Below are 17,571 nucleotides of genomic sequence, written 5' to 3'. Positions count from 1 at the left end.
AATAAAAAGACTAGTCATTCAATGACTAGTCTTTTTTGTTTCTAAAAATTACAGCGTGAATTTAACTTTTAAATTATGTTACACTATAGTGGATTCATTTAATTTTTGTTATAAAAGTTCTTTTTGACGTTGTAAGAAACTTTTTTCGAACTGGAGGCTGCATTTTGGGTAAGAAATCAAAAAAAGTACTGTATGAATTACAAGAAAATGAAACAATCGCAAGTTGTTTAGATCGGATGAAAAAAGATGGGTATATGCCCGTTCGACGAATGGAAAAGCCTATTTTTGAAGAAAAAGAAATAAATGGTAAAAAGGACTATGTTCCGGTAAAGCAACAGATTGTTTTCGAAGGGAAAAGTCTCTAAATACGAACATTTTAATGATAAAAATAGTAAACATTCGATTTTTAGGTTGACTTTTTTCTAGTTTGGCTGTTATTATTAAGTTGTCAATTGAGATATCCGAAACCTCATATAATAGTGGGAATATGGCCCACGAGTTTCTACCCGATGACCGTAAATCATTGGACTATGAGGAGAGTACAATTACTAAATAGGTAAACATGATTCCTTTTCAAAAGGAATGTTGATACATGAAACCTAGGGTAGTTGTGGCTTTCCTTTAGTGAGCCATAACTTACCCTAGGTTTTTTTATAACGTGAAAAAGGAGCTTTTATTCATGAATGTAAAAGTTGCTGTTGTAATGGGCAGTCAGTCAGACTGGAGCACTATGAAATATGCGTGTGACATTTTAGATGAATTAAATATTGAATATGAAAAGAAAGTTGTATCAGCACATCGAACGCCGGATTATATGTTTGATTATGCTGAAACTGCTAAAGAACGAGGGATTAAAGTTATTATTGCTGGCGCTGGTGGCGCTGCTCACTTACCTGGTATGATTGCTGCAAAGACAATTTTACCTGTAATAGGTGTACCCGTTAAATCAAGTAACTTAAACGGCTTAGATTCACTTTTATCGATTGTTCAAATGCCAGGCGGCGTACCGGTAGCTACAGTAGCTATTGGAAAAGCTGGTTCTACGAACGCTGGGTTGCTAGCAGCACAAATCTTAGCAACACAGGATCCAACGTTAAGTGATCAACTTGAAAATCGTAGAGAGTCTATTAAATCATCTGTGTTAGAAAGTAGTGATCAACTTGTCTAATTTACTTATACCTCCTGGTAAAACAATTGGAATCGTAGGCGGTGGACAGCTAGGAAGAATGATTGCACTATCTGCTAAAGAAATGGGTTATTACATTGCAGTGCTTGAACCAACAGAGGATTCTCCTTGCGGTCAAGTAGCAGATATTAAAGTCATTGGCAACTATGATGATAGAAAAGCGGTTGAACAGCTTGCTGAAGTGTCAGATGTCATCACTTATGAATTTGAAAACGTTGATGTTGAGATGATGAAATGGCTAGAAACAAAATGCTACGTGCCACAGGGCAGTCATTTACTAGCCGTTACACAAAATCGTCGTTTAGAAAAAGAAATGATTACAAACCTTAATCTAGATGTTCCTGATTACGCAATCGTTACGACTGAAGAAGAACTTTTAAAAGCTGTCGAAACAATTGGTTATCCATGTGTCGTAAAAACTTGCCGAGGCGGATATGACGGTAAAGGGCAAGTTCTAGTGAAAAATGAGAATAATATTCGTGAAGCAGCTGAGCTATTAGCACAGTCGGAATGTATTGTAGAACAGTGGATGAACTTAGATAAAGAAGTATCAGTTATTGTACACCGCAATGCAAAAGGCGAAACGGTATGTTTACCAGTAGCTGAGAACATTCATAAGCATCATATTTTGCACCAAACGATTGTTCCGGCACGTATTACAGCAGATCAAGAAGCGAAAGCTCTTCAGTATGCGCAAGAAATAGCAAAAGGATTAGATTTAGTTGGTACATTAGCAGTTGAGATGTTCCTAACTGAAGAAGGTCAGCTTTATATAAATGAAATGGCACCTAGACCTCATAATTCAGGTCATTATTCAATCAATGCTTGTGATCTTTCTCAATTTCAGCAGCATGTAAGAGCCATTTGTAACTGGACCCTAGCACAGCCGACTTTATTAAAACCTGCTGTTATGGTTAACCTATTAGGGGAACATATTGAGAACACAATGGCAAAAATCGAATGTTTAGATGATATGCACTTACATTTGTACGGAAAAAAAGTTGCAAAAGAGAAGAGAAAAATGGGACATATCACGGTATTAGCTGATAAGATAGATGAGGCGATAGAAAAAGCCGAATCTCTAGGAATTTGGGAAAGAACGGAGGAAGTAACAACATGATTGAACGTTATACGAGACCAGAAATGGCAGCTATTTGGACAGAAGAAAATAAATTTAAAGCTTGGTTAGAAGTTGAAATTCTAGCTTGTGAAGCATGGTCAGAATTAGGACATATTCCGAAAGAAGATGTGAAGTTAATTCGTCAAAATGCATCTTTTGATATTAACCGCATCAATGAAATTGAACTAGAAACGCGTCATGACGTAGTAGCTTTCACTCGTGCAGTATCTGAAACGCTTGGTGAAGAGCGCAAGTGGGTACACTACGGTTTGACTTCAACTGACGTAGTTGATACAGCTCTATCTTATTTATTAAAGCAAGCTAATGAAATCTTGCTAAGTGACGTAGAGCGCTTTGTAGAAGTACTAAAGGAAAAAGCTCAAGAACATAAGTATACGGTTATGATGGGACGTACGCACGGTGTACACGCTGAGCCAACGACATTTGGTTTGAAAATGGGATTATGGTATGAAGAAATGAAGCGTAACCTAGAGCGTTTAAAACGTGCTGCAGCTGAAGTAGAATTCGGTAAAATGTCAGGAGCAGTTGGAACGTTCGCTAACATCGATCCTTTCGTTGAAAAATACGTATGTGAGAAGTTAGGAATTTCACCAGCACCAATCTCTACACAAACATTACAGCGTGACCGTCATGCACACTATATGTCAGTACTAGCGTTAATTGCGACATCTATTGAGAAATTTGCAGTAGAAGTTCGCGGTCTTCAAAAGAGTGAAACACGTGAGGTTGAAGAGTACTTTGCAAAAGGTCAAAAAGGATCATCTGCAATGCCTCATAAACGTAATCCAATCGGTTCTGAGAACGTAACGGGACTTGCTCGCTTAATTCGCGGCTATATGGTTACAGCTTATGATAATGTACCGCTTTGGCATGAGCGTGACATCTCTCATTCATCGGCAGAGCGTGTCATCTTACCTGATGCAACGATTGCTTTAAATTACATGTTAAATCGTTTTGCAAATATTGTTAAAAACTTAACAGTATTCCCTGACAACATGAAGCGCAACATGGATCGTACACTAGGGCTAATTTACTCACAGCGTGTACTGTTAACACTAATCAATAAAGGCATGGTACGCGAAGAGGCATACGACTTAGTACAGCCAAAAGCAATGGAAGCATGGGAAACGCAAGTTCCTTTCCGTTCTTTAATTGAAGGCGAAGAGCGCATTACTCGCCACTTATCACCAGAAGAGATTGAAGATTGCTTCGATCATAAGCACCATTTAAAAAATGTAGATATGATTTTTGAACGTTTAGGTCTTTAATAAAAAAGGCAAGGCACGTCCTTGCCTTTATCTAAGAACGTGTATCTGAATATTCTGTATGTAGAGGTGACAGCATGGAAAAGCAAGAGTTACTTTATGAAGGAAAAGCGAAAAAAATTTACGCTACTGATGAGCAAGATGTATTGTGGGTTGCTTATAAAAATGAAGCTACAGCATTCAACGGTCAGAAAAAAGCAGAGATTAGCGGAAAAGCACAGTTGAACAATCAAATTAGTAGTTTACTATTTTCAATGTTACATGAGCAAGGGATTACAACTCACTTTGTGAAGCAGCTTTCAGATCATGAACAAGCGGTGAAGAAAGTAGAAATTGTTCCGCTTGAAGTTGTTGTACGAAATGCTACAGCAGGAAGCCTTGCGAAGCGAATTGGCGTAGAAGAAGGTATTCGTTTTGAACAGCCAATCGTTGAACTTTACTACAAAGATGATGCGCTTGGTGATCCATTAATTCTTGCAGAACATGCGATTTTCCTTAAGGCTGCAACTCAAGAAGAGATTGATAGTTTAAAGGCACAAGCACTTCAAATCAACGAAGTATTATCGAAATTTTTCAAAGATAAAGATATTTTCTTAGTGGATTTTAAATTAGAATTCGGCCGTACTTCTCAAGGCGACATTATTTTAGCGGATGAAATTTCACCTGACACTTGCCGCTTCTGGGATGTTCATACGAACGAAAAATTAGATAAAGATGTATTCCGCAGAGACTTAGGCGGTTTAACAGAAGCATACGAAAAAATCTTACAGCGAATCGGAGGATAACCCAACCATGTATAAAGTAAAAGTATTTGTCACATTAAGAGAAAGTGTATTAGACCCTCAAGGAGTAGCCGTTAAAAATTCATTGCACCGTATGTCTTATGAAGAAGTTCAAGAAGTACGCATCGGTAAATTTTTAGAGCTAACAATCGACAGCACAGATTCATTAGATGAACGCGTAAAAGAAATGTGTGAAAAGCTTTTAGTTAATACAGTAATTGAAGATTACCGTTACGAGGTTGAGGAGGTTGTCGTACAGTGAAATTTGCTGTAATTGTTTTTCCAGGATCAAACTGTGACGTAGATATGTATCATGCTATCAAAGATGAGCTTGGTGAAGAAGTAGATTACGTTTGGCACGATACAGAATCATTAGATCAATATGATGGTATCCTACTTCCGGGTGGTTTCTCATATGGAGATTACCTTCGTTCAGGTGCTATCGCTCGCTTCTCAAATGTAATGGACGCTGTAAAAAAAGCAGCAAGTCAAGGAAAGCCAGTACTAGGTGTATGTAACGGATTCCAAATTTTATTAGAAGCAGGATTACTGCCAGGTGCTATGCGCCGTAATGAAAACTTAAAATTCATCTGTAAAACAGTGAATTTGAAAGTAGCTAATAACGAAACAATGTTTACAAATGCTTATGGCAAAGATGAAGTAATTGCTATTCCAGTGGCACACGGTGAAGGCAACTACTATTGTGATGAACAAACGTTACAAAAATTGATTGAAAACAACCAGATTCTTTTCCAATACGCAGGTGATAATCCAAACGGAAGTCTTCAAGATATTGCAGGGATTACGAACGAAACAGGCAACGTATTAGGAATGATGCCTCACCCAGAAAGAGCGGTAAGCGATCTTTTAGGAAGCGCGGACGGACTTAAATTATTTCAATCAATCGTAAAGCAGTGGAGGGAACAAAATGTCGTTACTTCTTGAACCAAATGTAGAGCAAATTAAAGAACAAAAGTTATATCGAGATATGGGATTAACAGACGAAGAGTTTGCAAATGTAGAGCAACTGCTTGGTCGTACTCCTAACTATACAGAAACAGGCTTATTCTCTGTTATGTGGTCAGAGCACTGTAGTTATAAAAACTCTAAGCCTGTACTGAAAAAATTCCCTATCACGGGTGAAAAAGTATTACAAGGTCCTGGTGAAGGAGCTGGTATCGTTGATATTGGTGACAACCAAGCCGTTGTATTTAAAATCGAAAGTCATAACCATCCATCAGCGATTGAACCTTATCAAGGAGCTGCAACTGGTGTAGGTGGTATCATTCGTGACGTCTTTTCAATGGGAGCAAGACCGATTGCACTTTTAAACTCTTTACGTTTTGGTGAATTAACATCTCCAAAGGTTCGTCATTTGTTTGAGGAAGTAGTAGCGGGAATCGCAGGTTACGGTAACTGTGTAGGAATCCCAACAGTAGGCGGAGAAATTCAGTTTGAAGCTTCATATGAAGGAAATCCACTTGTTAACGCTATGTGTGTTGGTTTAATTAACCACGAAGACATTCAAAAAGGTCAAGCTAAAGGCGTCGGCAACACGGTGATGTACGTAGGAGCAAAAACGGGACGCGACGGTATCCACGGTGCTACATTTGCTTCTGAAGAGCTATCTGATCAGTCAGATGAAAAGCGCCCTGCTGTACAAGTAGGAGATCCATTTATGGAAAAACTTCTTCTTGAAGCTTGTTTAGAGCTTATCAAGTGTGACGCTTTAGTTGGTATTCAAGATATGGGTGCTGCGGGCTTAACAAGTTCTTCAGCAGAGATGGCAAGTAAAGCAGGTTCTGGTATTGAAATGAACCTTGATCTTGTACCTCAGCGTGAAACAGGTATGACACCATATGAAATGATGCTTTCAGAATCTCAAGAGCGCATGCTCATCGTTGTTGAAAAAGGCCGTGAAAATGAAATCGTCGAAATCGTTGAAAAATACGGATTAGAAGCTGTTTCAGTTGGTCACGTAACCGACGATAAGCGCCTTCGTCTAACTCATAGCGGAGAAGTAGTAGCAGATGTTCCTGTAGATGCATTAGCAGAAGATGCACCGGTATACCACAAGCCATCTCAAGAACCAGCATACTATCGTGAGTTCCAAGAGCAATCAGCATATGCTCCTACTGTTGAAAATCACAGTGATATGTTAGTAACGCTTTTAAAACAGCCTACTATTGCAAACAAAGAGTGGGTTTACAACCAATATGACTATCAAGTGCGTACAAACACAGTTGTATCTCCTGGATCTGACGCGGCGGTTGTTCGTGTACGTGATACAAATAAAGCATTAGCGATGACAACAGACTGTAACTCTCGCTATTTATATCTAGACCCTGAAGTAGGCGGCCGCATTGCAGTGGCAGAAGCTGCTCGTAACCTTGTATGTTCAGGTGCACAGCCTCTTGCGATTACAGACTGCTTAAACTTCGGTAACCCTGAAAAACCAGAAATCTTCTGGCAAATTGAAAAAGCAACAGACGGTATGAGCGATGCTTGCCGTGAGCTATCGACTCCGGTTATCGGTGGTAACGTATCTCTGTACAATGAAACAAAAGGTGAAGCAATTTACCCAACTCCTGTTATCGGAATGGTTGGTCTAATCGACGATATCGACCATATTACAACTCAATATGCGAAGCAAAAAGATGACTTAATCTATGTTATTGGTAAAGCTGAAGCAGAATTTGCAGGTACTGAGCTTCAAAAAGTACTAGAAAACGGTACGGTATTCGGCCGTTCACCTAAATTAGATTTAGCAGTTGAAAAAACACGTCAAGATCAGCTTCTTCAAGCAATTCGTGAAGGTGCAGTTCAATCTGCTCATGATATTGCAGAAGGAGGATTCGCAGTAGCCCTAGCTGAAAAAGTGATGAACGGCAGCGGGTTAGGCGTAAACGTAACGGTAGACGGTGAAGCAACAGCAGAACTATTCAGTGAAACACAATCACGCTTTGTCGTAACGGTTTCACCAGAGAATAAAGAAAAATTCGAAATGCTTGTACAAGATGCAACATTAGTAGGACGCGTAACAGAAGACGCAACATTAACTGTTAAACATCAAGAAAATGTTCTTGTTCAATTATCAGTTGAAGAATTAACTACTGCTTGGAAAGGAGCGCTTCCATGCTTGCTGAAATCAAAGGCTTAAACGAAGAATGTGGCGTATTCGGTGTATGGGGACATGAAAATGCAAGCCAAATTGCTTATTACGGTTTGCATAGCTTGCAGCACCGCGGACAAGAAGGCGCTGGTATTGCTGTAACAGACGGTGAAAAAGTAACAGTAATGAAAGGTGTTGGTCTTGTTAACGAAGTATTTGGCCACGGAGAGTTAGAGCAACTAAACGGTAAAGCAGCAATTGGACACGTTCGTTATGCAACAGCTGGAGGCGGAGGGTTTGAAAATGTTCAACCCCTTCACTTCCGCTCTCATAGCGGAAGCCTTGCGTTAGCTCATAATGGAAACTTGGTTAATGCAAATGCATTAAAGCATCAGCTGGAAAACCAAGGGAGTATTTTTCAATCAACATCTGATACAGAAGTACTGGCTCATTTAATTAAACGAAGCGGCTATGAAGATATGAAAGATAAAGTGAAAAATGCTTTATCTATGGTTAAAGGCGCATATGCATTCGTTATTTTAACAGAAGATACAATGATGGTTGCACTCGACCCTCACGGACTGCGTCCGTTGTCAATTGGACGATTAGGTGATGCTTATGTAGTAGCTTCTGAAACATGTGCATTTGATATTGTTGGAGCAGTTCATGAGCGTGATGTAGAGCCTGGTGAATTACTCATTATTAACGATGAAGGTATTCAATCAGAACGTTTCACATTAAACGTAAACCGCGCCATTTGCAGTATGGAATATATTTATTTCTCAAGACCAGATAGCAATATTGATGGAATCAATGTTCACTCTGCTCGTAAAAACCTTGGGAAACAACTTGCAGTTGAGTCACCAATTGAAGCAGATGTTGTAACAGGCGTTCCGGATTCAAGTATTTCAGCAGCAATCGGTTTTGCAGAACAGTCCGGGATCCCATACGAATTAGGTTTAATTAAGAATCGATACGTAGGCCGTACATTCATTCAGCCTTCACAAGAACTGCGTGAACAAGGTGTAAAAATGAAGCTGTCTCCCGTACGTAAAATTGTAGAGGGTAAGCGTGTTGTCATGGTAGATGATTCTATCGTTCGCGGCACAACAAGCCGTCGCATTGTTCGTATGCTTCGAGAAGCAGGAGCAACTGAAGTACATGTACGCATCAGTTCACCACCTATTAAAAATCCATGTTTTTATGGAATTGACACGTCGTCATCCTCTGAGCTAATCGCTGCTACGCGCTCTGTTGAAGAAATTCGTGAATTGATTGAAGCTGATTCACTTGTTTTCTTAAGCAACGAAGGGTTAGTAGATGCAATCGGCAGACAGTATGAAGGCAACGGCGGACAGTGTATGGCATGTTTCACTGGAAAGTATCCAACTGAAATTTATCCAGATACTGTACACCCTCATGAAAAGGTAACTTGTTAGTTTTAACGTAAAAAAGGAGTGACAACATGTCATATTCATATAAACAAGCTGGAGTTGACTTAGAAGCAGGATACGAAGCTGTTTCACGTATTAAAAAGCACGTAGAACGCACTGCTCGTGCAGGTATTATGGGAACAGTCGGCGGCTTTGGCGGAATGTTCGATTTATCTACATTGAATTTAAAAGAGCCTGTTCTTGTTTCTGGTACAGATGGAGTAGGAACAAAATTGAAACTTGCTTTTCAAATGGATAAGCATGACACAATCGGTGTGGATGCGGTGGCCATGTGTGTAAACGACGTGTTAGCACAAGGAGCAGAGCCTCTTTACTTCTTAGATTATATTGCTTGCGGCAAAGCAGTTCCTGAAAAAATTGAATCGATTGTGAAAGGAATTGCAGACGGCTGTGAACAATCCAACTGTGCGTTAATTGGCGGAGAAACAGCTGAAATGCCAGGTTTATACGAAGAAGATGAATATGATCTTGCAGGATTTACAGTAGGAGCAGTAGAAAAGTCAGAAATTATTACTGGAGATGAGATTAAAGCTGGACAGCTGTTGATCGGTATCTCATCTAGCGGTATTCACAGCAACGGCTACTCTCTTGTACGTAAAATTGTTGATGATCAAGGATTAAATCTTCACGAAACTTACGCTGGTTTTAATGAAAAGCTCGGAGTTGAGTTATTAACGCCAACAAAAATATACGTGAAGCCAGTCCTAAAAGCATTACATGCAGCTAAAGTTGCAGGTATGGCTCATATTACTGGAGGCGGATTTGTTGAAAATATCCCTCGTATGCTTCCTGAAGGTTTAGGTGTAGAAATTGATTACGGTTCTTGGCCAATTCCATACGTGTTTGATTTCCTTGAAGAGCAAGGCAAGCTAGACCGTAAAGAAATGTTTGAAGTATTCAACATGGGAATCGGATTTGTTTTAGCTGTTGAACCTGAAGATATGAATAAAGTCATTGAAGCAATTGAAAACGAAGGCGAAAAAGCATTTGTTATCGGACGTGTAAACGAAGGAACAGGTGTTGAATTTGCTGGAGGGACGTTTGCATGATAAATATTGCAGTGTTTGCTTCTGGAAACGGCAGTAACTTTCAATCCATCTATGAAGCAACTCAGTCAGGTCGATTAAAAGCAAATATTGCGCTTGTTGTTTGTAATAAACCGGATGCATACGTAATTGAACGAGCAAAAGCATGTGGAATACCATGCTTTGTTTGTTCGCCTAAAAACTATGAAAATAAAGAAGCGTATGAAGCAGCCATTCTTGCAGAGCTTACATCAGCTAAAGTAGAATTTCTTGTTTTAGCAGGATATATGCGATTAGTTGGTTCGACGTTGCTTAAGCCATACAAAAATCGTATTGTTAATATTCACCCTTCGCTTTTACCTGCATTTCCTGGGATTGATGCTATTGGTCAAGCTTTTGATGCAGGAGTAAAAGTGATTGGAATTACCGTGCATTTTGTAGATGAAGGCATGGATACAGGACCAATTATTGACCAGCAGGCTATTCGCATTGAAAAAGGCGATACAAGGGAAACAGTTGAGGCCCGTATTCATGAAATTGAACATCAATTTTATCCCGCGGTACTGAATGAATTATTTGAACAAGCCGCAGTTAAATAAATAGGATGGAACCTTGTCAAAAAAGTTTTAATCCTTTACTATGGTAGAGTAGTAGTGAAAGAAAGATTTTAAATGAGAGATCGGATCAGGAGGAGTTTACAAAATGACAGCAAAACGCGCGCTTGTTAGCGTATCTGATAAAGAAGGTATTGTTTCATTTGCACAAGAATTAAAGGACTTAGGAGTAGAAATTATTTCAACTGGCGGTACGAAGCGTACCCTAGAAGAAAACGGCATTGACGTTATCGGAATCTCTGAAGTAACTGGTTTCCCAGAAATTTTAGACGGCCGTTTAAAAACATTGCATCCTAACGTTCACGGTGCTTTATTAGCGTTACGCGATAATAAAGAGCATCAAGCTCAAATGAAAGAGCATAATATCTCGCCAATCGACTTTGTAGTTGTAAACTTATATCCATTTAAAAAGACAATTGAAAAAGAGGATGTAACGCTTGCTGAAGCGATTGAGAATATTGACATCGGTGGACCTACAATGCTTCGTTCAGCTGCGAAAAACTATCGTTCTGTCTCAGTTGTAGTAGATCCAAGCGATTACGCAACCGTAGTAGAAGAGTTAAAAGCGGATGGCAATGTTTCATTTGAAACCAACCAACGATTAGCAGCAAAAGTATTCCGTCATACGGCAGCTTATGATGCATTAATCGCTGAATACTTAACAAACATTACAGGTGAAACAACTCCTGAGAAATTAACAGTAACGTATGAGCGCGTTCAAGGCTTACGATACGGAGAAAACCCTCACCAACAAGCTTCTTTCTATAAAAAGCCATTAACACAAAAAGGTTCTATTGCAACAGCTACGCAGCTGCATGGAAAAGAGTTATCATACAATAATATCAACGATGCAAACGCAGCTCTTCAAATCGTAAAAGAATTCAAAGAGCCGGCTATCGTAGCGATCAAACATATGAATCCTTGCGGTGTAGGTGTGGGTGAAACAATTGCTCAAGCTTATCAAAAAGCATACGAAGCGGATCCTACATCTATCTTTGGCGGCATCGTAGCAGCTAACCGTCCTATCGACCGCGAAACGGCTATTCAGTTAAAAGAAATCTTCTTAGAAATCATCATTGCTCCTGCGTTCGATCAAGAAGCATTAGATGTATTAACAGCTAAGAAAAACCTTCGTTTACTAACGATAGAGCTTGATGAAAAAGCAGAAAAAGAAGCTTTCTTAACATCTGTAAAAGGCGGCGTGCTTGTTCAGGATGAAGACGTATTTGGATTTGATGATGCAACGATTACTGTTCCAACGAAACGTGAGCCAACAGAAAAAGAGTGGGCAGATTTAAAATTAGCATGGAAAGTTGTTAAGAATGTTAAGTCTAATGCTATTGTACTTGCAAAAGATGACATGACAATTGGCGTCGGGGCTGGTCAAATGAATCGTGTAGGCGCTGCAAAAATTGCAATTGAACAAGCTGGTGAAAAAGCACAAGGTTCAGCTTTAGGTTCAGATGCGTTCTTCCCAATGGGCGATACAGTAGAAGCAGCAGCTAAAGCAGGAATCACAGCTATTATTCAGCCGGGCGGATCAATTCGTGATGAAGAGTCAATTGCAAAAGCAGATGAATACGGCATTGCAATGGTATTTACAGGCGTAAGACATTTTAAACATTAATGAGGTGAAGAACGTGAATGTTTTAGTTATTGGAAAAGGCGGAAGAGAGCATACAATTGCATGGAAAGCTTCAAAAAGTCCACTTGTTAACGAAGTGTTTGTAGCACCAGGAAACCCAGGCATGAGAGATGTGGCAACGATTGTACCAATCGATGAAAGCAGCCAAGAAGAGCTTGTGCAGTTTGCAAAAGAAAACAAGATTGGATTAACAATTGTTGGACCAGAGAATCCGCTAATTGAAGGCATTGTTGATCGATTTGAACAAGAAGGTCTTCCAGTCTTTGGACCGCGCAAACAAGCAGCGATGATTGAAGGAAGCAAAAGCTTTGCAAAAGAGCTCATGAAAAAGTATGATATTCCAACCGCAGCGTATGAAACATTTACGTCTTACGAGGAAGCAAAAGCATATGTGGAAAAGCAAGGCGCTCCAATTGTTATTAAAGCAGACGGCTTAGCAGCTGGTAAAGGTGTAACTGTTGCTCTAACAGTAGAAGAAGCCGTAGATACATTACGTGATTTTCTAGTTGACCAAAAATTTAAAGAAGCAAGTGCAAAAGTAGTTGTAGAAGAATTTTTGGATGGTGAAGAATTTTCATTAATGGCATTTGTACGCGGTACAAATGTATATCCAATGGTAATTGCACAAGATCATAAGCGTGCTTTTGACGGCGATCAAGGTCCGAACACAGGAGGCATGGGAGCTTACTCTCCTGTTCCGCAAATCAGTGATGCAGAAGTACAAGAGGCTGTAAAAAACATCTTACTTCCAATGGCTAAAGGATTAGCTGAAGAAGGCTGCGAGTATACAGGAATTCTATATGCTGGTCTGATTCAAACACAAAAAGGACCAAAAGTGATTGAATTTAATGCGCGTTTTGGAGATCCTGAAACACAGGTTGTACTGCCGCGTATGAAAAGCGATTTAGTCGATGTGCTTCTTCGCATTTTGAAAGAAGAAAAAGTAGAAATTGAATGGGATGACGAAGCGGCTATCGGAATTGTATTAGCAGCAGCAGGCTACCCAGAAGATTATCAAAAAGGTGCGCCAATTAACGGGTTGGATGCGATTAGTGAAGACGCGCTTGTTTTCCACGCTGGTACAGCTTTAGAAAACGACACATACGTTTCAAACGGCGGCCGCGTTCTATTAGTAGGTGCCAAAGGAGCAACCCTTCAAGAAGCGCAGCAAGAAGTATACAAACAAATGGCTCATATCGATGTAGAAAAAGGCTTTTTCTATCGCAAAGACATCGGCCATCGTGCATTAACAAAAGCAGCTTTAAAATAAAAAAGGAGAGCTCCGGCTCTCCTTTTTACTTTATGAAGGATTATACGTTTCTTCGTTTCCGTTTGGATGGTGTTCATGTTCATCATGTTTTTGACATGAATCATATGCGTACGTAAGGGGACAAAAACGCGTGATGCCTTCTGCAACTTTTAAAGCGCCCATTAACCCTAAAAAGATGTATGAATCTTTGTACGGTCTGCGAGATAAACGAGATGTTGTCCAAGAAAGAAGGGTAAAGCCCAGCGTAAGTCGAATTAATGCGTTAACAATGCCGATATTTGGTTTCATGTTTTATCACCTTTATTCATAAAATTAATAACAGTTTCTGAATGCGTTTACATCACGGATGTGTTACGATAAAAATACATAGTAAATTAGGGGGAATTTAGCATGCCGGAACAAAGATACCGCTGGAAAAGCAAACATATTAGACAGCAGCTTTTAGTATTAAACGGTCAAAAAGCACCAACTATTGTCTTAAAAGATGCAACATATTTGAACGCTCGAATGAAGCAGTGGAAAAAAGCACATATTTGGGTTTACCAAGATCGTATTGTATACGTTGGCTCAGAGATGCCTAAGCACACAGACGCTTCTACAGAGATTATAGACTGCAGTGAGAAATATGTGGTTCCTGGGTATATTGAGCCGCATGTTCACCCGTTTCAGTTATATAATCCCCAGACTTTTTCCCAATATGCAGCCAAGCACGGAACAACGACTTTATTTAATGATAATTTAATTCTTGCTTTACAGCTTGAACAAAAAACGGCATTTTCATTGATTGAAGAAATGAAAACGTTACCACAATCACTGTATTGGTGGTGCAGGTTTGATTCGCAGACAGAAATTGATGAAGAGGCTGATATCTTCTCACATACAAACATTACTTCTTGGCTACAAAATGAAGCTGTCTTACAAGGAGGCGAACTGACAAGTTGGCCGAAGCTTTTAGACGGAGATGATTTAATGCTTCATTGGGTTCAAGAGACAAAGCGGATGAGGAAGCATATTGAAGGACATTTCCCGGGAGCGTCAGCATTTACCTTGGCAAAAATGAAATTGCTCGGGGCAGACAGCGATCATGAGTCTATGACAGGGGAAGATGTTGTTGCTCGGTTAACGCAAGGCTATGACGTTGCTTTGCGCCACTCTTCAATTCGGCCAGATTTGCCAAAATTGCTGCAGGAGTTAAAAAAGCTGCAGGTAGATTATTTTGACCATATTACGATGAATACAGACGGTTCTCCGCCTTCTTTTTACCGAAACGGCGTGTCAGATATGTTAATTACATTAGCTATTTCAGAAGGAGTTCCCGTGTTAGATGCTTATAATATGGTGTCTGTAAATATTGCCCGCTATTACAACATGGAACATTTGCATGGGCATGTAGCAACAGGCTGTGTGGCTAATATTAATATTTTAGAAGATCCTATGCGGCCTACCCCGGTATCTGTACTAGCAAAAGGAAAGTGGATGAAAAAAGAAGGCAAAGAACAAGCATTAGCCTCGGTAGAATTTCCTTGGGAAAAGTTTGGTTTTTCACCGTTAAAGTTAGACTTTGATTTAACGATGGACGATTTTCAATTTTCAATGCCAGTAGGCGTCAAAATGAAAAATGCTGTTATTATGGAGCCGTATTCAATTCACTTAAATGTAAGCGGAGATGTATTAACCTCTGATCATGATGAAAGCTTTTTAGTGCTGGTGGACCGAGAAGGCAAGTGGCGCATCAATACGCTGTTAAAAGGATTTGCGACAAATGTATCGGGAATGGCGAGTTCGTTTTCAAATACAGGTGATTTTATTTTAATTGGAAAATCGAAAAAAGATATGATGTGTGCATTCAAACGTATGAAAGAAATTGGCGGCGGTATCGTTATTACAGAAGGTGAGAAAGTAGTATATGAACTGGATCTTACGTTAAAAGGAGTCATGTCGAATCTGCCGATGGAAGAGCTAAGTAAACGAGAGGTGGAACTCAAGAAAGTGCTGGGTGAGCGAGGATACAAACACGATGATCCTGTCTATTCACTGCTATTCTTTTCGTCTACACATTTGCCTTATATTCGTATCACGCCAGTAGGAATTTATGACGTTATGAATAAAAAAGTACTTTTTCCGTCTATAATGCGTTAAAATATAAAAGTATCAAAGGAATTTGAAATTTGTATGAAATTGGCTGTCTTCATACAGAATGAATGTATGTGCAAATAAATATAGAAACTGTATTTTATAGATAGAAATAACCAGTAAAGAAAGCCAATGATAAAGGAGTTCGATACGATGCAAATCAACAAACTACGAGGAAAAGAATTAGATCAGCTATTTCAAGCGATTTTATCATTAGAAAACATTGAAGAATGCTATCAATTTTTTGATGACCTATGTACAGTTAATGAAATTCAATCATTAGCACAGCGCTTAGAAGTGGCAAGAATGCTAAGAGAAGGCAACACGTACCATAAAATTGAGACGGAAACTGGAGCAAGCACAGCGACTATTTCCCGTGTTAAACGCTGCTTGAATTATGGAAGCGATGCGTATCAAATGGTGTTAGAACGCCTTCAAGAAGATTCAAATCAAAAGTAAAGCGTATGGCTGAAGCAGCCATACGCTTATTTTTTTAATTAAAATTGAGTTGCTTCTTCAATGATATTTTTAAGGTCGCTAATTGCTACACGTTTTTGTTCCATTGTGTCGCGGTTACGGATTGTTACTTGATTGTCTTCTAATGAATCGAAGTCGAATGTAATACAGAACGGCGTACCGATTTCATCATGGCGACGATAACGTTTACCGATTGAACCAGCATCATCGTAGTCAATCATAAAGTATTTTGCTAAATCTTCAAAGACAGCGCGAGCTTCGTTAGAAAGCTTTTTAGAAAGTGGTAATACAGCAGCTTTAAATGGTGCTAAAGCAGGGTGAAGCTGCATCACTGTACGAGAAGAGCCGTCTTCTAACGTTTCTTCTTCATACGCATCAATCATATAAGCTAATGTTACACGGTCAGCGCCTAAAGAAGGCTCGATGCAGTAAGGTACATAGCGTTCGTTTGTTTCTTGATCAACATATTGGAAGTCTTCTCCAGAGTGTTCCATATGCTGCTTTAAGTCATAGTCTGTACGAGAAGCTACGCCCCACAGTTCGCCCCAGCCGAATGGGAACTTATATTCAAAGTCTGTTGTTGCATTACTGTAGTGAGAAAGTTCATCATCATCATGGTCGCGAAGACGAACGTTTTCTTCTTTCATACCAAGAGAAAGAAGCCATTTGTTACATGTTTCTTTCCAGTAGTTAAACCACTCTAATTCAGTGCCTGGTTTACAGAAGAATTCAAGTTCCATTTGTTCAAATTCACGCGTACGGAATGTGAAGTTACCAGGTGTAATTTCGTTACGGAAGCTTTTACCCACTTGGCCGATACCGAATGGAAGCTTTTTACGCATTGAGCGCTGAACGTTTTTAAAGTTTACGAAAATACCTTGAGCTGTTTCAGGACGAAGGTAAATTTCATTTGTTGATGTTTCAGTTACACCTTGGTGCGTTTTGAACATTAAGTTAAATTGACGAATTTCAGTGAAGTTAGCTGAACCACACTCAGGACACGTAATTTCGTGTTCTTTAATTAAGTCAGCCATTGCATCAAATGAAAGACCGTCCACGATCATTTCAATGCCTTTTTCTTGAAGTTTTTCTTCAATTAATTTATCGGCACGGTGACGAGCTTTACAATCCTTACAGTCGATCATTGGGTCATTAAAGTTTCCTAAGTGACCAGAAGCTTCCCATGTTTTTGGATTCATTAAAATCGCCGCGTCTAAACCAACGTTGTATGGAGATTCTTGAATGAATTTTTTCCACCATGCTTTTTTAATATTGTTTTTTAATTCTACGCCAAGCGGGCCGTAATCCCATGTATTTGCAAGACCGCCGTAAATTTCAGAACCTTGAAATACAAAGCCGCGATGTTTGGCGTGAGATACGATTTGATCCATTGTTTTTGACATTCTAATTCCTCCTGTAAATGGTAGTAATTCAAGCGAAACAAAAAGAGCGGGTACAAAAAAACTC

Annotated in this window: 17 protein-coding genes and 1 riboswitch; of the genes, 15 read left to right on the top strand and 2 right to left on the bottom strand. The window is 39.5% G+C overall.

Going from position 1 to position 17,571, the window contains the following annotated elements:
- Positions 1 to 164: 164 nt before the first annotated feature.
- The 13 genes from N178_RS10305 to purD all read left to right on the top strand — a co-directional run bounded on the left by N178_RS10305 (position 165) and on the right by purD (position 13,494).
- Complete coding sequence (locus tag N178_RS10305; protein ID WP_016762769.1) at positions 165 to 365, top strand: NETI motif-containing protein; 201 nt, start codon at positions 165 to 167, stop codon at positions 363 to 365.
- An 84-nt stretch (positions 366 to 449) separates the two neighbouring features.
- A riboswitch (purine riboswitch) is annotated at positions 450 to 551 on the top strand.
- Between the two features lie 128 nt (positions 552 to 679).
- Complete coding sequence (gene purE / locus N178_RS10300) at positions 680 to 1,168, top strand: 5-(carboxyamino)imidazole ribonucleotide mutase (protein ID WP_045292055.1); 489 nt, start codon at positions 680 to 682, stop codon at positions 1,166 to 1,168.
- Positions 1,161 to 2,306 (top strand): 5-(carboxyamino)imidazole ribonucleotide synthase, encoded by a 1,146-nt coding sequence (purK, locus tag N178_RS10295; protein WP_016762770.1) that lies wholly within the window; start codon positions 1,161 to 1,163, stop codon positions 2,304 to 2,306. Before purE ends, purK begins: the two co-directional genes overlap by 8 nt.
- Positions 2,303 to 3,595, top strand: a complete 1,293-nt coding sequence (gene purB / locus N178_RS10290) for an adenylosuccinate lyase (protein WP_013055036.1) — start codon at positions 2,303 to 2,305, stop codon at positions 3,593 to 3,595. Before purK ends, purB begins: the two co-directional genes overlap by 4 nt.
- A gap of 74 nt (positions 3,596 to 3,669) precedes the next feature.
- Positions 3,670 to 4,377, top strand: a complete 708-nt coding sequence (purC, locus tag N178_RS10285; RefSeq protein WP_028412531.1) for a phosphoribosylaminoimidazolesuccinocarboxamide synthase — start codon at positions 3,670 to 3,672, stop codon at positions 4,375 to 4,377.
- A 7-nt stretch (positions 4,378 to 4,384) separates the two neighbouring features.
- On the top strand, positions 4,385 to 4,636 hold the full coding sequence (purS, locus tag N178_RS10280) for a phosphoribosylformylglycinamidine synthase subunit PurS (RefSeq protein ID WP_014461938.1): 252 nt from the start codon (positions 4,385 to 4,387) through the stop codon (positions 4,634 to 4,636).
- The gene (gene purQ, locus N178_RS10275; RefSeq protein ID WP_045292054.1) at positions 4,633 to 5,319 is read left to right on the top strand and encodes a phosphoribosylformylglycinamidine synthase subunit PurQ; all 687 of its coding nucleotides are present in this window, start codon (positions 4,633 to 4,635) and stop codon (positions 5,317 to 5,319) included. The genes purS and purQ overlap by 4 nt, the downstream gene beginning before the upstream one ends.
- Positions 5,303 to 7,534 (top strand): phosphoribosylformylglycinamidine synthase subunit PurL, encoded by a 2,232-nt coding sequence (gene purL / locus N178_RS10270; protein WP_045292053.1) that lies wholly within the window; start codon positions 5,303 to 5,305, stop codon positions 7,532 to 7,534. Before purQ ends, purL begins: the two co-directional genes overlap by 17 nt.
- Entirely contained in the window at positions 7,510 to 8,925 is a 1,416-nt protein-coding gene (gene purF, locus N178_RS10265; protein ID WP_013055041.1) for an amidophosphoribosyltransferase, read from the top strand. The genes purL and purF overlap by 25 nt, the downstream gene beginning before the upstream one ends.
- 26 nt (positions 8,926 to 8,951) lie before the next feature.
- Positions 8,952 to 9,989, top strand: coding sequence for a phosphoribosylformylglycinamidine cyclo-ligase (purM, locus tag N178_RS10260; protein WP_045292052.1), 1,038 nt, complete (start codon positions 8,952 to 8,954; stop codon positions 9,987 to 9,989).
- Positions 9,986 to 10,564, top strand: a complete 579-nt coding sequence (gene purN / locus N178_RS10255; RefSeq protein ID WP_014461934.1) for a phosphoribosylglycinamide formyltransferase — start codon at positions 9,986 to 9,988, stop codon at positions 10,562 to 10,564. Before purM ends, purN begins: the two co-directional genes overlap by 4 nt.
- A gap of 103 nt (positions 10,565 to 10,667) precedes the next feature.
- Positions 10,668 to 12,206, top strand: a complete 1,539-nt coding sequence (gene purH / locus N178_RS10250; RefSeq protein WP_045292051.1) for a bifunctional phosphoribosylaminoimidazolecarboxamide formyltransferase/IMP cyclohydrolase — start codon at positions 10,668 to 10,670, stop codon at positions 12,204 to 12,206.
- Positions 12,207 to 12,219: 13 nt separating this feature from the next.
- Positions 12,220 to 13,494 carry a phosphoribosylamine--glycine ligase gene (gene purD / locus N178_RS10245; protein WP_045292050.1) on the top strand — a complete coding sequence of 425 codons (1,275 nt, stop codon included), beginning with the start codon at positions 12,220 to 12,222 and terminating at the stop codon, positions 13,492 to 13,494.
- A 30-nt stretch (positions 13,495 to 13,524) separates the two neighbouring features.
- Here the strand turns inward: purD and N178_RS10240 are convergent, their stop codons facing one another.
- Complete coding sequence (locus N178_RS10240) at positions 13,525 to 13,782, bottom strand: YgaP family membrane protein (RefSeq protein ID WP_016762773.1); 258 nt, start codon at positions 13,780 to 13,782, stop codon at positions 13,525 to 13,527.
- Between the two features lie 102 nt (positions 13,783 to 13,884).
- Here N178_RS10240 and N178_RS10235 point away from each other — a divergent pair, with 102 nt between their 5' ends.
- A complete protein-coding gene (locus N178_RS10235; protein ID WP_045292049.1) occupies positions 13,885 to 15,633 on the top strand; it encodes an adenine deaminase C-terminal domain-containing protein in 1,749 nt (582 codons plus the stop codon).
- Positions 15,634 to 15,780: 147 nt separating this feature from the next.
- A complete protein-coding gene (locus N178_RS10230; RefSeq protein ID WP_013055048.1) occupies positions 15,781 to 16,086 on the top strand; it encodes a YerC/YecD family TrpR-related protein in 306 nt (101 codons plus the stop codon).
- A 38-nt stretch (positions 16,087 to 16,124) separates the two neighbouring features.
- On the opposite strand, the gene N178_RS10225 is transcribed toward N178_RS10230, so the two are convergent.
- Positions 16,125 to 17,507, bottom strand: coding sequence for a glycine--tRNA ligase (locus tag N178_RS10225; protein ID WP_013055049.1), 1,383 nt, complete (start codon positions 17,505 to 17,507; stop codon positions 16,125 to 16,127).
- Positions 17,508 to 17,571 lie beyond the last annotated feature (64 nt).

The sequence above is a fragment of the Priestia aryabhattai B8W22 genome (assembly GCF_000956595.1).
Lineage (GTDB): Bacteria > Bacillota > Bacilli > Bacillales > Bacillaceae_H > Priestia > Priestia aryabhattai.
The sequence above is the reverse complement of the archived record's forward strand: the minus strand, read 5'-3'. Positions and strand labels throughout refer to the sequence as shown.